The sequence below is a fragment of the Longimicrobiaceae bacterium genome, from assembly GCA_036375715.1.
In the GTDB taxonomy this organism is placed as follows: Bacteria; Gemmatimonadota; Gemmatimonadetes; order Longimicrobiales; family Longimicrobiaceae; genus DASVBS01.
The window spans coordinates 45,068-60,872 of sequence record DASVBS010000047.1 but is presented as its reverse complement, the minus strand read 5'-3'; the positions used below and the strand labels follow the sequence as shown (position 1 = coordinate 60,872).

Annotated in this window: 7 protein-coding genes; 2 read left to right on the top strand and 5 right to left on the bottom strand. The window is 65.1% G+C overall.

The genetic code is table 11. The features are described from left to right. The first annotated feature begins 13 nt into the window (after positions 1-13). Entirely contained in the window at positions 14-1,966 is a 1,953-nt protein-coding gene (locus VF167_09340) for an acyl-CoA dehydrogenase family protein (GenBank protein ID HEX6925624.1), read from the top strand. Positions 1,967-2,183: 217 nt separating this feature from the next. Here the strand turns inward: VF167_09340 and VF167_09335 are convergent, their stop codons facing one another. From VF167_09335 to VF167_09315, 5 genes are all read right to left on the bottom strand, one after another. Then, complete coding sequence (locus VF167_09335; protein HEX6925623.1) at positions 2,184-3,464, bottom strand: hypothetical protein; 1,281 nt, start codon at positions 3,462-3,464, stop codon at positions 2,184-2,186. Then, positions 3,461-4,933, bottom strand: a complete 1,473-nt coding sequence (locus VF167_09330) for a sulfatase (GenBank protein ID HEX6925622.1) — start codon at positions 4,931-4,933, stop codon at positions 3,461-3,463. The genes VF167_09335 and VF167_09330 overlap by 4 nt, the downstream gene beginning before the upstream one ends. A 68-nt stretch (positions 4,934-5,001) precedes the next feature. Further along, complete coding sequence (locus VF167_09325) at positions 5,002-6,414, bottom strand: glucoamylase family protein (GenBank protein HEX6925621.1); 1,413 nt, start codon at positions 6,412-6,414, stop codon at positions 5,002-5,004. Positions 6,415-6,653: 239 nt separating this feature from the next. Continuing rightward, positions 6,654-8,507, bottom strand: coding sequence for a RagB/SusD family nutrient uptake outer membrane protein (locus VF167_09320; protein HEX6925620.1), 1,854 nt, complete (start codon positions 8,505-8,507; stop codon positions 6,654-6,656). 49 nt (positions 8,508-8,556) lie between these two features. Next, positions 8,557-11,604, bottom strand: a complete 3,048-nt coding sequence (locus VF167_09315) for a TonB-dependent receptor (protein HEX6925619.1) — start codon at positions 11,602-11,604, stop codon at positions 8,557-8,559. 345 nt (positions 11,605-11,949) lie between these two features. On the opposite strand from VF167_09315, the gene dnaE reads away from it, so the two are divergent. Next, on the top strand, positions 11,950-15,600 hold the full coding sequence (dnaE, locus tag VF167_09310) for a DNA polymerase III subunit alpha (GenBank protein ID HEX6925618.1): 3,651 nt from the start codon (positions 11,950-11,952) through the stop codon (positions 15,598-15,600). Positions 15,601-15,805: the final 205 nt, after the last annotated feature.

The window sequence follows — 15,805 nt, the reverse complement described above, 5'->3', positions numbered from 1 at the left end:
CGAGGAGATAGTGATGAGCGAGACCGCACGTCCAGGCTCACCGTCGGAGCAGGAGTCCCGCGAGGTCGCGGAAGCGGCGCGGGAGGCAGACTGGACGAACCCCAGCTTCGTCCGCGAGCTCTTCCTGGGCCGCTTCCGGCTAGATCTCATCCATCCCTATCCCCAGCAATCTCCGGAAGACCGGCGCAAGACCGACGAATACATCGCACGGCTTGCCGCCTTCATCGAAGAGAAGGTGGATTCGGAGGAGATCGACCGCACCGGCGAGTTGCCTCCCGATGTCGTCGAAGGGCTACGCGAGCTGGGGGCTTTCGGCCTGAAGATCCCCGAGGAATATGGCGGAATCGGGCTGTCCCAGGTGGGATACGGCCGGGCCATCTCGCTGGTGACCAGCCGCGACGGCAACCTCACCGCGCTGCTCTCGGCGCACCAATCGATCGGTGTGCCCCAGCCTCTGAAGATGTTCGGCACCCCCGAGCAGAAGGCCCGCTACCTCCCCCGACTCGCGAAGGGTGCCGTCTCCGCGTTCGCACTCACCGAAGCGGAGGTCGGGTCCGATCCCGCGGCGATCACCACCACCGCGACGCCCACGGAAGACGGCGAGGCCTTCATCATCAACGGGGAGAAACTCTGGTGCACCAACGGCACCATCGCCGAGCTCCTGGTGGTGATGGCGCGCACTCCTCCCAAGATCAAGAACGGCAAGGAGATCCCGCAGGTCACCGCATTCATCGTGGAGGCGGACTCACCGGGGGTCGAGGTGGTCCACCGCTGCCGCTTCATGGGGCTGAAGGCAATTCAGAACGCGGTCATCCGTTTCGACAACGTGCGTGTGCCGCGGGAGAACATCCTCTGGGAGGAGGGTAAGGGGCTCAAGCTCGCGCTGATCACCCTCAACACCGGTCGGCTGACGCTGCCGATGAGCGCCGCTGCGGGCGCGAAGGTGGCGCTCGAGATCAGTCGGAAATGGGCTGCGGAGCGGGTCCAGTGGGGAGCGCCCATCGGCAAGCACGACGCGGTGGCACAGAAGCTCGGTGCAATGGCCGCCGACGCCTTCGCCATCGAGTCGATGGCCGAGCTCTCTTCCGCGCTCGCCGACGTGGGGCGTAACGACATCCGCCTGGAAGCGGCGATCGCCAAGCTGTGGACAACGGAGGTCGGGTGGCGGATCATCGACGACTGCCTGCAGATCCGCGGCGGACGGGGCTACGAGACGGCGGCCTCGCTCGAGGCGCGCGGGGAGGTGCCCGTCCCGGTTGAGCGGATGATGCGTGATTTCCGCATCAATCGGATCTTCGAGGGCACCTCCGAGATCATGCGCCTCTTCATCGCCCGCGAGGCGGTGGACACGCACCTGCAGGTCGCGGGCGACCTGGTCGACCCGCGGAGCTCGACCGCCGACAAGCTGTCGGCGCTGGCCAAGGCGGGGGCCTTCTACGCGAGCTGGCTACCCAAGCAGTACGTGGGGATGAGCCGCTTCAAGTACGGAGAGTTCGGCGAGCTCGCCCCTCACCTGCGCTATATCGAGCGCACCTCCCGGCGTCTGGCGCGCAGCATGTTCTACGCGATGTCACGCTACCAGGCCAAGCTGGAGCGCAAGCAGGCGCTGCTCTTCCGCTTTGTGGACATCGGCGCTGAGCTGTACGCCATGTCAGCCGCCTGCGTCCGCGCGCACGCCATGCGGCAGGAGGGGGAGGAAGGTCAGAAGGCGGTGCGCATGGCCGACGTGTTCTGCCGCCGTGCGCGCCGAAAGGTGGAGCAGCTCTTCGACGAGCTCTTCCGCAACGCCGACAACTCTACCTATCGCCTCGCGCAGGAGGTCCTGCGCGGTGAGCATGCCTGGCTCGAGAAGGGCGCCCTCCCCGCGATTCCGGACGGCGCGAGCCTGGCGACGCGCCCCAAATCCGCGGATCGCGCCGAGCCCTCAGAGGAGAGGCAAGCGACCCGGCTCGCGGCAGGGGGATAGCGGAGGCCGGATTACGAATTACGAATTCCGAATTACGGGCAAACCGCAGGGGTCACAGAGGGTACAGAGGTCCCAGAGGAACACTACGGCTTCCTCCAACGTCCCCATAAAAGGCGAAAACGGAGAGGGGTTTCCTCTGTGCTCTCTGTGAAATCCTCCATGCCCCTTCGGTCTGCGGTCATTCGTAATTCGTAATTCGTAATTCAAAATCCAAAATTCAAAATTCCCGCAGGAATGGCTGCGTCCACGCCGTCTCCACTTCCCCCTCGTGGTAGGGGTTTTCCTTCGGCTTGGAGGAGATCACCTTGGCGCGGACGTACAGCTCGTCTCCCCGGAAACGGTATTCGGCCGTCGGGCCCTCGACCTCGGCGAGCACCTGGCCGATGTCGTCGCTGTAGCGCCGGCTCAGCGTATCCCCCTCCGCGCTGACCGCCGGCTCGCTATGCGGGTCGTAGCCCTGGCGCGTGCCGATGAACTGGGTCGTGTAGGTGACGCCCTCCTCGGGCTCGATCTCCACGCGCACCACCTCTCCCTCGCGGCGAACGTCGCGTAGCACCACGCCGTTGCTGGCGTAGAAGTCTCCCTGCTCCATCGCGTCGATCAGCGACTCCGCGGTGAGCTCCGGCGCCCGGACCATGATCCACCCCCGCCCCGGGTTCGCAGAGCCGGTCTCGAACGTCACGTAATTGTGCGAGTCGTCCGTGGCGAGCCCGAACATGATCGGGCGGCCCTCCGAGATGCGGGTGGCGAGGAGGATATCCCACATCCGCTCCACGCTGGGATGCTCATGATCCCCCTCGTTGTGAACCAGCGGATGGCCATTGTAGACCTCGAAGAATCGCTCGCCCTCCAGGGCCATGAGGTCCTCTACGGTCACCGCCCAGCCGAAGTTGGGATGGTTGACGTGAGGGAACATCGGACGGCCGGTCTCCTCCCTCTGCTGGAGCACGGCGTTGATGTTGTTCTGGAGGACATCGGCGACACTGGTGCCTCCGTGCGGCTCGATCTGCCGCTCGAGGTTGGTCGCGTTCACGTGGAGCGGCTTCTGCTCGAACCGGTCGGTGATCTCCTCACCCTGGATCAGGATGAACTCCCCGGGGCGCTCGAAGCGCGGCCGGTACTCGTCCAGCGTCTTCAACTGCACGCGGATGGTGTCACCGGCAAGCGGTTCCCACGAGACCCAGTCGTCGCCGAAGCGTTCCAGGTAGCGATCGAAGGCGACCCTACGATCGGTGCCGGGGTTGATGGTGACCCACTTCTCCCCGGCGTGGAGCGTGTTGTGGTCGGAAATCACAAGGAAGTTGTAGTCTCGCGTCGCGTACCAATCAACGATGCTTTCGGGGAAGTCGTTCCCGTCACTCCAGAGGGAGTGGGTATGGAGGTTTCCCTTCCACCAACGGTTGGCGACCTCGGATTCGGTATCGGACGAATCGGCGGCGCAAGCGGTGAGGAGCAGTAGCAGGAGCGGGGCGACCGACCCGGCAGCGTACCTGATCACGGCAGCTCACGCTCCGCCGCCTGGAACGTCCCGGCTGGCTTCAGGGGGATCAACATTCCACCGGTCTCTTCCAGCCGCTCGAATAGCCGTTGGCGCATGCGGTTTACCTCCTCGCGGTAGGCGGGTACGTGGATGAGGTTGACCATCTCGTGCGGATCGCTCTGCAGGTCGTAGAGCTCGTTGGTATCCCACACCCCGTGATAGAAGATGTACTTGAAGCGATCCTCGCGCAGCGCAAGGGTGGTGGGAGTGTGCGGGAAGGCGTACTCCCAGTAGTACTCATACAGCATCTCCGGCTCCTGCTCGATCTGGCCGCCGGTGAAGACCGGCAGCACCGAGTGTCCGTCCATGTCTTCCGGAATCGGTACGCCGGCCAGCTCCAGGAGCGTCGGGGCGATGTCGATGTTGCGGATCAGCTCGGTGATCTGGGTCCCCGGCTGGATCCACCCCGGCGCGTAGGCCAGCATCGGCACCCGCATCGATTCCTCGTAGGCGTTGCGCTTGTCGATCAGGCCGTGTTCCCCGAGCAGGAACCCGTTGTCCGACATGTAGATGACGAGAGTGTTGCGGCTCAGACCGGTGCGGTCGAGGTAGTCCAGCACCCGGCCGATGCTCTCGTCCAGCCCCAACAGGGTCTCCGCATACTGCCGGTAGAAGGTGTCGAAGTCGAACTGGCCGTGGTACATGTAGTCGACCCCGTGCCAGCTGTCGCGCTGTGCACGCACCCAGTGCGGCTTCCCCCGATAGTTCGATTCGGTGTTGGCCATGCTGGCCGGATAGGGGATCTCCACGTCGGCGTAGCGCCCCCTATGGTGCTCCGCCGGCTCGAACTCCGCGTGTACGGCCTTGTGCGCCAGGATCATGAAGAAGGGGCGTTCGGGCTCTCGCCGACGCTGGTCCAGCCACTCCAGCGCAAAATCGGTCAGGATCTCGCTAGTGTACCCCTCCATCTGGCGGCGCTCGCCATCGATATTGAGGAGTGGATCGTAATAGGTGCCCTGCCCGCGGAAGCTCACCCACCGGTCGAATCCGGGCCGCGGCTGGTCGCTCTCGGCATTCTCGCCCATGTGCCACTTCCCGAAATAGCCGGTCGCGTAGCCTGCTTGCTGCAGATACTGTGGGAAGAAGGTGGTGCCGGGCGGAATGGGAGAGCTGTTGTCCACCACCCGGTGGTTGTGAGCGTACTTGCCGGTAAGGATGGAGGCGCGGCTGGGAGAGCAGAGGGCGGTCGTCACGAAGACGTTCATCAGATGCGCGCCCTCCCGCGCCATCCGGTCGAGATTCGGAGTCTCCAGCCAGTCTGGCGCATTGGGGTGGAACCCCATGAAATCGTACCGGTGGTCGTCGGACAGGATGAAGACGACGTTGCGCGGGGGGGTGGCCTGCTGGGCGGCTACGGACCGGGCCGCCGGAAGGCCGCAAGCGACCAGCAACGCCCACGCTCCGGCGACCTTTACCAACCTTCTCACGACGCTACTTGCCGACCTTCTCACGACGCTGCCTACGGACCTCCTCACGAAGCTTCCCAACCGGATCGTCATTGCGTGCACCTCCCCTCGAGCCATCCGCCGGAGAACCCGGCCCGGCAGAGCCCGCGTACGATGTAGTCGTTGTTCCGCATGAGCCTCCAGATCAGCTCCGAGCGATAGTTCTCGATCATGAGTACGATTGGCCCCTGATCGATGCCCAGATACTGGTCGTCGAACCAACCCACTCCTGGCACGATCTCACCCGCCGTGACCGGATGTTCGGTCCGGAGCGTGGGATTGAACGCGTCGATGAATCCGTACTCGCGGTAGAGGTGCTCCCCGTAGCGCTCCGCCATGGTGCGGAGCGCCTGGGCCGCAAGCTCGGGGACGAAGGGGAAGGACCCGCCCACCGCCGTGGGTGCAATGGTGCCGTCGTCGCGGATGTCCCCGGCCGCCGCTCCGCGCGCCCAGTAGGTCCGGAACTGCCGCTCCCGCCCATCGATGACGATCGTGGCGCCGACCGGACCGTCGCTGGCCGTCAGGCCCCAGACGTTCGCGTCGTAGCCCACCCACCCGTTGGGGTTGTCGATCGCGTACTCCCGTTGGGCCAGCGCTGCACGGCGCGAGTTCTCGAAGTAATCGATCCCCCGGCTGCGCATGTAGGCGTCGCGAATCCCCCGGAAATCGACCCAGATGTGTGAGTACTGGTGGCCGAACAGGGGGGCGAAGTTCACGTGCTCCTGCCCGTAGAAGTCCGCCCACTCGTACGAACTGGTGAAGGCGCTCCAGGCTCGCGCATCCACCGGATGGGTGGGAGATCCCAGGGCGAGCAGGTAGAGGATCATCGCCTCGTTGTACCCCGTGTAGACCGGCGGCCCGAAGCCGCGGTCGGGATACCAGGCCATCCGGATCAGCCCGTCCTCGCGCTGGAACCAGTCCCACTCCACCCGTCGGTAGAGCGAATCCGCCAGTGCGCGGATCTCCTCCTCGACCGGGTCGTCCTGGTCGAAGTACTCGCCCACCGTGAGAACCCCGGCCATGAGCAGCGCGGTGTCAATAGTCGAGAGCTCCACGTCGCGGTACCGGAGGCCCTGGTCCATGTCGATGAAGTGATAGAAGAAGCCACGGTATCCGGTCATTCCCGTGGCGGCGTCCCCCTGGGGAGCGTTCCAGAAGAACCGCAGAGTATTCAGCGTTCGCTCGCGCGCCTCCTCGCGCGTGATCCAGCCCCGCTCCACGCCGACCGGATAGGCGCTCAGCCCGAACCCGACCGCCGCGATGCTGGCGAACGGCGGCTCCGGCCACCGGTCAGGCACCAGGCCGTTCTCCGGATTGGTCGTATCCCAGAACCACCGGAAGGTACGCTCCTGCACCTCGGGAACAAAATCATCGAAGGCCGGGGGCGCCCGATCCGGGCTCGTGGTCGCGTTCGCACAGCCCATGAGGGGGAGGAGGAGGCTCAGGAGGGTGAGGTAGCGCATGGCAGACAAGGAGTTAGTCAGACAAGGAGACAAGGAGGAACGGATGACAAGGTGACAGGGTGACGGGGTGACAAAATCGACGGCGTGACGACAGGGTGACAGGGGACAAGGTCACGCGTGCCAGCCTCTCGCGTTGACGGGGTCAGCGTGAAGGTCGCTCACCCCTTGTCTCCTTGTCCCCTTGTCTCCTTGTCTTGCCTGCCCCGCCTACCTTGTCACCTTGTCACCCTGTCATTCCCTCAATATCCCGGATTCTGCTGCAATCCGGTGATCTGCACTTCCGTGGCCGGGAGCGGATACAGCTCGTGCTTCCCTTCCTGGAAGGTCTTGCCCAGGGCGCCCATGATCTGAGGTGCGCGGCCCTGGCGAATGATATCGAACCAACGGTGCTGCTCCATCGCCAGCTCCCAGCGTCGCTCGGCCCAGATCGCCTGCAGAAGCGCGTCTCCGCTGGCCGTGACCTCCGGCAGGAGCGGCTGGGCGGTCAGCGTGACGATGAAGTCGGAGCTGGTGGTCGAGCCGTCGCCTGCTTGCTCGATTCGCTCACCGGTCAGCACCACCGGAGCGCCGGTCGGCACGGCGTCCACGGCCGCGAGGAACTGGTCCGCGTCGCGCACCGGGCTGCCGTTGACCGTCTCGATGATGTCGATGCTGGTTACCCGCACGGGCGGAACGGGCGCTTCCGCACACGGGTCCTGGCAGGCGCTGACGAAGCTCCGCACCCCCGCGTCGAAGGCGTCGCTCTCCGGGTTCACGTAGCGCACGAACGCCCGGCTCTCGCCCGCACCACGCCCCAGCACCTGGGTCGCGATGGACTGGGCGAGCGTCTCCACGAAAATCCCCACGGTGTTCTTGTGGCCGTCTCGAGCGCGGGTCCTCACCTGGTTGAGCCAGGTGCGGGCCTCGTCCTCACGACCGGTCCGGAAGGCCGCCTCGGCCGCCATCAACAGCACATCCGCATAGCGGATCCGACGGATGTTCACGCTGCTGTTGTCGGACCCACGCGGAGTATCCGGCGAGGTGTAGACCTTCTGGTTGTACCGGTTGTTGGGCATGCTCGGGTTCAGGTAGACCACCCGGTTGGGATCATCCGGGAGCATCTCCCAGGGATACAGAATGGTGGTCTGCAGACGCGGATCCCCCGGCTCGTAGCTCGCCTCGAGGTCGTCGGAGGGGGTGTTGAAGCCCCATCCCACGTTCGGAATGCCGCGGATTCCCTGAACCTGCGCGTACTGGCTGGAGCCGCCTCCCGCCTCCAGCGTGGTGTTCTGCACCTCGAACACCGCCTCCGAAGAATTCTCACCCGCCGGGGTGAAGAGCTGCCGGTAGGTGGGATAGAGGCTGTACACACCCGAATCGATCACCTGCCGGAGCTGTTCGTACGCGTTCTCGTACTCTCCCTGGAACAGGTACACCTTGCCGAGGAGTGCCCGGGCCGCCCCCTTCGTCGCGCGACCGACATCGGCAGCCCCGTACTGCTCCGGAAGCACCTCGATGGCGGAGAGCAGATCCTGCTCGATCTGGTTGTAGACCTCTTCCGCGGTGGCTCGCGTCTGATCGAACTCGCCCGCGACCAGGGGCTCCAGGATCAGCGGCACACCGCCGAAGGCTCGCACGAGGAAGAAGTAGAAGTACGCGCGGAGGAACTGGTTCTCGCCGATCAGCCGCGCCTTGAGGGTCTCATCCATGTCCACCTGGGGGATGTTCTGGATCGCGACGTTCGCGCGGTAGATCCCCTGGTAGTAGCCCTCCCAGACCGTGCTGAAGGCGATGTTGCCCGGATCGAAGTTCAGGTCGTCCAGGTCACCGAGGAAGCTCGCGTCCGCCGGAACGCTGCCTTTGGTCGCGTCATCGGAGACGATGTCCGTCATTCCGATCCAGGCGAACACGTGCACCGGCCAGGCGCGGAGCATGTTGTAGGTGGCGTTGGTCGCCTGTACCGCGTGGCTCTCGTTGGTGAAGAAGTTGGGAGTGGTCAGCTCCCCGCGCGGCTCCGTCGAAAGGAAGTCCTCGCAGCCGGAGAAGCCCACGGCGGCCAGCAGGGTCAACAGGGTCGCCGCGACCCGCCGTCGCCCCCCAGACCTCTTATGCATTAGCGGTTTCATATCGCTTGGAAATCGAAGAGTTCGATGTAATGGCGGCTCAGAACGACACGTCCATGCCGAAGGAGATCACACGCATCGTGGGGTAGACCCCCAGATCGATGCCGCTGTTGATCACCTCCCCCGAAATGAGCTCGGGGGTGTAGCCGCTGTAGTCCGTAAGCGTGAACAGGTTGGTGCCGTTCACGTAGATACGAGCCGAGGCCAGGTTCAGCTGGCTGGTCACCGACTCCGGCAGACGGTAGCCGAGCTGCGCCGAGTTCAGCTTGAAGAAAGAGCCGTCCTCGATGAAGCGCTCCGATGCGAGATAGTTGTGTCCGGCATTGGTCACGCGAGGCTCGGTCGTGCTCGTCCCCGGGCCCGTCCAGCGGTTCAGGAAGGATTTCTCGAAGTTGTCCACCCCGAAGCGCACCGCCTTCTTGCCGTTGTAGACCTCGTTGCCCGACTGGCCGCTGAAGTTCGCCGAGAAGTCGAACCACCGCCAGTTGAGGTCGATGTTCATGCCGTAGATGACGTCCGGAATCGGAGAGCCGAGGAAGGTCTTGTCGGCATCGGTGATGACTCCGTCTCCGTTCGTATCCACGTAGCGCAGGTCGCCGGGCTGTTCGCCGCCGCGCAGCGGACCCGCCGCCACCTCCTCGGGCGTCTGGAAGACGCCGTCGACCTTGAATCCCCAGAAGGCGCCAATCGGGTGACCGATCTCCGTGCGGGTGGTGATTCCGACCTCGTTCCCGAGCCCGCCACCGAAGATCGCCTCGTTGCCCTGCCCCAGCTCCTTCACCTCGTTATCGATGGTGGAGGCGTTCAGTCCGAGCGACACGCCGAGCTCGCCGAACTGCTGATTCAGTTCGAGCGTCGCCTCGAAGCCGCGGTTCAGCACCTCGGCCGCGTTGACGAAGGGCTGCGTGGACACGCCGACGAAGTCGGGGATCGGCACGCGCACCAGAATTCCGTCGGTCAGCCGGTTGTACCAATCGAGGGTCGCACCCACCCTACCATCGAAGAACGATGCATCCAGGCCGATGTTGGTCTGGCTCGTTCGCTCCCACTTGACATCCGGGTTCGCCAGCTCGATGGGCGAAGCCCCGAAGAACATCGTTTCGTCCTCCCCGAAAATCGCGTTGAGATTCCCCGTCACGACGGGAATCCCCGGGTACGCACCGATCTTGTCGTTCCCGATCTGTCCCCAGCTCGCCCTCAACTTCAGCGCGGACACGTTCTCGTAGTCCTGCATGAAGGCTTCCTGGGCGAGGTCCCATCCGACCGCCACGGAAGGGAACCAGCCGTAGCGGTTCTCCGAACCGAACCGCGAAGAACCATCGATCCGCAGCGAGGCGGTCAGGAGATAGCGGTCCAGCAGCGCGTAGTTCGTTCGGAAGAGGTAGGAGAGCATCCGCCAATCCTCGGCGGTGTTGAAGTTGGTCTGCCCCTCCTCGTCACCCGCGTTGAGGTACCAGAGGCTGGGATCGTCGCCGACCAGATTCGTTCGCGACCCGCCGAGCCGCTCCGTATAGAACGACTGCGCGGTGATGCCCGCGACCGCGGAGACGCGATGCCGTTCCCCCACCCAGTCGTAGTTCACCGTGTTCTCCCACAGCCAGGAGCTGTTCGTCGTGGTCTCGACGGTCAGGTCGGAGTCGACGTTCTGCTGGATGGGCGAGACGATGAACTCCGGGACGAAGTTGCGGAACTGGTCCCGATCGTGATCGACGCCGAAGCTGGTTCGGAAGGTGAAGTCGTTCAGGAAGTCGAGCTCCGCGAACAGATTGCCGACCAGCCGCGTCCGCTCGCCCCCATTGTTGGTGTAGAACACCGTCGCGGCGGGGTTTCCGGCGGAGGAACGGACGTTCCCGTCGGTGAAATTCCCGTTTTCGTCCCGGGGCTGGATCGTCGGGTCGGCGTAATAGAGCGTCCGCAGGACGTTCGGGGCCCGCTTATCGTCGATGTAGCTGAAGTTGAAGTTGTTACCCAGCCGCAACGTCTCCGTGAGGTCGTAGTCGTTATTGAGGCGCAGGGTGATGCGCTCGTAGTCGGACTTCGGGATGATTCCGTCCTGACGGATGAAGTTGCCGCTGAAGTAGTAAGAGACGCGGTCGCTGCCGCCACTCACGCTGGCCTGGTAGTTCTGGATCGGGGCCGTCCGGAAGATCTCGTCCTGCCAGTCAGTGCCCGGTCCCACCGCGGCCGGGTCGGGGAAATACGGTTCCGGCAGACCCTGATTCGCGGCCAGCTCGTTCGCGAGCTCGGCGTACTGCCGCGCGTTTACCATGTCGATGGGGTTCTGAACCTCCTGGAACCCCGCGTAGGCGCTCACCGTGAACCGGGTCGGGGTGTCGATGGCCCCCTGCTTGGTGGTCACGATGATCACGCCGTTCGCCCCTCGAGACCCGTAGATCGCCGTCGCCGAAGCGTCCTTCAGGACCTCCATGGAGGCGATGTCATTGGGGTTCAGGAAGGAGATGTCGTCGAGCAGCATCCCGTCGACGACGTAGAGGGGGGAGGCGTTGTTCAGCGTGCCCACGCCGCGGATGCGGACCACCGCGCTCTGTCCGGGCTCACCCGAGTTGGGGCTGACCTGGACGCCCGCGATCCGCCCTTGTAGCGCTTGCTCAACGTTTGGGGTGGCCACCTGCGCGACGTCTTCCGTTTCCACCGACGCCACCGCCCCAGTCACGTCCCGCCGCTGCTGTGTGCCGTAACCGACCACCACCAACTCCTCCAGCGCCACCGCCTGCTGCACCAGGGTGACGTCGATGGTGGTGCGACCGTTGACCGGCACATTCTGGGTGGCGTAGCCGATCGAGCTGAAGGTCAGCGTGTCGGTCTGCGGGTTGTTGACCTCGACGGTGTAGCGCCCCGAGGCGTCGGTGACGGTGGTCACATCGGTGCCCTGCACGTTGACGGTCACTCCGGGGAGCGGAGACCCGGATTCGGAGGCGACCACCGTACCTGTCACCGTCTGCGCGGCGAGCACACCAGGCAAGGCAAGTCCCAGCACGAGAAGCGGTACCACCCGCTTCAACGGCCGGGTCGCGGATCGCACGCTTGCGTGCTCGCCACGACCCTTCCGAACGAAGAATCGTTTCATTGCGAGTCCTCCAACGCTGGATGGGTGTGGAGTCGGAACACACGACGACACGAACGGGCCTCGGAGCGAGTCGCCTCCCAGGCCTGCCGATCGGATTCCGACCGCTATGACGGCGCCACATATATCGCCCGCCGTCCGTCACCGAAAGCAGCATGATTTGCGCCTTCGGATCAAAGCTGGCGGCCCCGACCCGTCCCTTGCTCCCACCCTCCGGCTCGGACCATATTAACCGCAAGCAAGCTTTCGCTTTGAGTTCTTCGTCGGTGGGGCCGAACCGGCCGCCGATCCAGGGCGCGCGGCGGCTTTCGCCGGCTCCCGCCAGGACCTCCCCCATTTCAGGAATCGATGTCGTTCGTTCACCTGCACTGCCACTCGGAGTACTCCCTTCTCGACGGCGCCAACCGCGTCGGCGACCTCATCACCCGAGCGCTGGAGTTCGAGCAGCCTGCTCTCGCGCTCACCGATCACGGCGTGATGTACGGCGCCTGGATCTTCCAGGAGAAGGCCAGAAAGGCGGGTCTGAAACCGATCGTGGGGATGGAGGCCTACGTCGCGCCCGGGAGTCGCTTCGAGCGCGGTAAGGTCAAGGGGGAGAAGGGCTACTACCACCTGGTCCTGCTGGCGCGCGACCTGATCGGCTACCGCAACCTCGCCCGCCTCTCCTCCATCGGCTTCAGCGAGGGGTTCTACTTCAAGCCGCGCATCGATCGGGAGGTGCTGGCGCGGTACTCCGAGGGTCTCATCGTCACCAGCGCCTGCCTGGCGGGGGAGGTCGCCCAGCACCTCATGGAGGGACGCGAGGACGAGGCGCGCGAGGCGGCCGCCTGGTACGCCGAGACCTTCCCTGGTCGCTACTACCTCGAGGTGCAGGCGCACGACTACGAGGGTCAGGCGGAGCTGAACCGCCGAATCCTGGCCTTGGCCGACCAGGTCGGACTTCCGGTGGTGGCCACCAACGACGCGCACTTCCTTCGGGCCGAAGATCACCCGGCGCACGACATCCTGCTCTGCATCGGTCTGGGAAAGGATCACTCCGATCCCGACCGGATGCGCTACGACGAGGGGCTGTACTTCAAGAACCACCTCGAGATCGCCCAGTTCTTCCCGGATCGTCCGGACGTGCTGGAGAACACCCTGCGCATTGCCGACGAGGTCGACCTCCAGTTCGAGAAGAAGTACTACGTTCCGCGCTTCCCCACCGAATCGGAGGGCTTTGCATCGGAAGAGGAGATGCTGCGGGCCTGGGTCTGGAGCGGGGCGCGGCAGCGGTACGGCAAGAAGACCGGTGATGACTCCTCCACGGCGACCGTTCAGGCGGCCAGCGGCCAGGCCGACGGCGAGTCCATGGGCACCGCCGGAAAGGCGGCCGACGACATCCCGCCCCACATCCGCGAACGGGTCGAATACGAGCTCGACGTGATCACCAAGCTCGGCTATTCGGGCTACTTCCTCATCACCGCCGATTTCATCCGCTGGGCGCGCCAGCACGGCATCCCGGTGGGGCCGGGCCGGGGCTCCGCAGCAGGGTCCATCGTCGCCTACTGCATGGGGATCACGGACATCTGTCCCATCCGCTTCGATCTCCTGTTCGAGCGCTTCCTGAACCCCGAGCGCGTGTCGATGCCCGACATCGACGTGGACTTCTGCTTCGAGCGGCGCGGCGAGGTGATCGAGTACGTGCGAGAGAAGTACGGACGCGACGCGGTCGGTCAGATCATCACCTTCGGCACCATGAAGTCCCGGGCGGTGGTGAAGGACGTTGGCCGGACGCTCGGCTTCCTCCCGGCGGAAACCGACCGTCTGGCGAAGTTGATTCCCAACGGGCCGGCGTACTCCCTGACGGTAGCGGAGGCGGTGAAGCAGATCCCGGAGATCCGCACGCTGTACGAGCAGGAGGAACGCTACCGCCGGCTCCTCGACTACTCGCAGACGCTCGAAGGGCTCTCCCGCCATTCCAGCGTCCACGCGGCAGGCGTGGTGATCGCGCCCGGGCCACTGCAGGACTACGTGCCGATCTGCACCCAGAGCACCAAGGGCGCGGGAGGAGCCGACGGTGAGTCGGTACTGGTGACGCAGTACGACATGACCTGCCTGGAGAAGGCGGGCATGCTCAAGATGGACTTCCTGGGCCTGAAGACGCTCACGGTCATCCACGACGCGGTAGCGACGATCCGCAGCCGCCACGGCGGCAAGCTGCGACATCCCGAGACCGGAGTGGAGTACGGCCGGGTCGAGGACATTCCGCTGGACGATCCAGCGGTCTACCGGATGCTCGCCCGCGGCGGCACGGCTGGCGTGTTCCAGTTCGAATCGGCGCTCGCGACCGAGAAGCTGCGCGCAATGAAGGCGGATCGGTTCGACGACCTGATCGCCGCCAACGCGCTGGTGCGACCAGGCCCGCTCGACATGGGGATGGACCTGGTCTACATCCGCCGGAAGCTCGGTCAGGAGCCGGTCTCCTACCCCCACCCGGACCTGGCCGAGGTGCTCGAGCCGACCTACGGGGTCATCGTCTACCAGGAGCAGGTGATGCGAATCGCCCAGATCCTGGCCGGCTTCTCCCTGGCCGAGGCGGACGTGCTCCGCAAGGCGGTGGGAAAGAAGGACGCCGAGCTGATCAAGAAGGAGCTGGGCGGCTTCGTGGAGCGGGCGGTGGCGCGCGGCCACGACCGTAAGCTGATCGAGGACCTGGCTGAGCAGATCGAGGCGTTCGGGCGATACGGCTTCAACAAGTCACACAGCGCCGCCTACGGGCTGATCGCCTACCAGACAGCCTGGTTGAAATGCTGGTATCCCGCCGAGTTCATGGCCGCGCTGCTCAGCTCGGTGGTGGACAAGACCGAGGATGTCGTGGCGTACATCGCCGCCTGCCGCGAGATGGGCAAGTACCTTCCGGAGCGCTGCCCGCGCGGTCTGGAGGTGCTTCCGCCCCACGTGAACGAATCGAACCTGAAGTTCACCGTCGTCGGCGACGGTGTGGGCGACATCCGTTTCGGGCTGGGGGCGATCCGCGGGGTGGGCGAGGGAGCGGTGCGCTCCATCCTCGCTGCGCGGGAGGCGGAGGGGCCGTTCAAGTCGCTCTTCGACTTCCTCTGCCGGATCGACCTGCGCCTCTGCAATAAGCGGGTCGTGGAGGCGTTGATCTGCGCGGGAGCCCTGGACGGCTTCGCCCCGCAGGGCCGCGCCCAGCTCCTCGCGGGGCTGGAAGCTGCCTTTGCCGCCGCGCAACAGGCGCAGAAGGATCGCGAGAGCATCCAGGAGAACATCTTCGGCGACCTGCTCGGCGAGGACTCTGTCAACAGTGCGGGAATCTCCGAGCCCCCCTTGCCCAACGTCCAGCCGTGGCCGGAGAGCGAACGGCTGCAGCGCGAGAAGGAGATCCTCGGCTTCTTCATCTCGGGACACCCGCTCGACCGCTACCGCGAGGAGATGGCCCTCTTCGACCGGGTGAACACCGCCAACCTGAAGGAGTTCAGGGATCAGAAGGTGGAGTTGGCATGCGTCGTCACCGAGGTGAGCCGCCAGATTTCCAAGCGTGACGGTGCAGAGTGGGGCCGGATCACGGTGGAGGACTTCCACGGAACTGCCACCGTGCTGGCCTTCGGGGAATCCTGGGAGCGAAACAAGGACTCGTTGCAGAAGGACACCCCGGTGCTGCTGCGCGGGGCCGTCTCCGGCCGGGAGCGGGACGAGGAGGATCCTCCCATCTTCCTCGACGGGGTGACGCCGCTCGCGTCGGTGCGAGAGAGCGGAGCCGTCGGCCTCTGCATCAATCTGGGCCACGACTCCGACGCGGACTCGATTCGTCGCGCAACCGCTCTGCTCATTGCGTCGCCCGGTCCAGCGCCTCTGATCGTGCGCTGGACTAACGGCGGCGACGACGATTCGCCCCGGCTTCGCTCGCGTTCTCTGACCGTGATGCCGCGTCCGGAGCTGCTCGTTCAGCTGCGCGATACGCTGGGCGAATCGGCGGTCACGCTGGTCAAGACGGCGTGATGTTGTTATCAATTGTAGACTTGGGGTTGCGGAGCGGGGGTCGCACGCGGGTGTCGCTCGGCTGGATGTAGATCGAGATGGGCCCTTAAGGACTGCCCTTGGTGGCCACCCGCACGCGAGGCTGAGGGTTCCGGACGGCGGCGATCCGCAAATCGTCCTGCCGGCGCCCACAAGAGGCGCCCCTACAGGCAATTCTTGCGCGGCG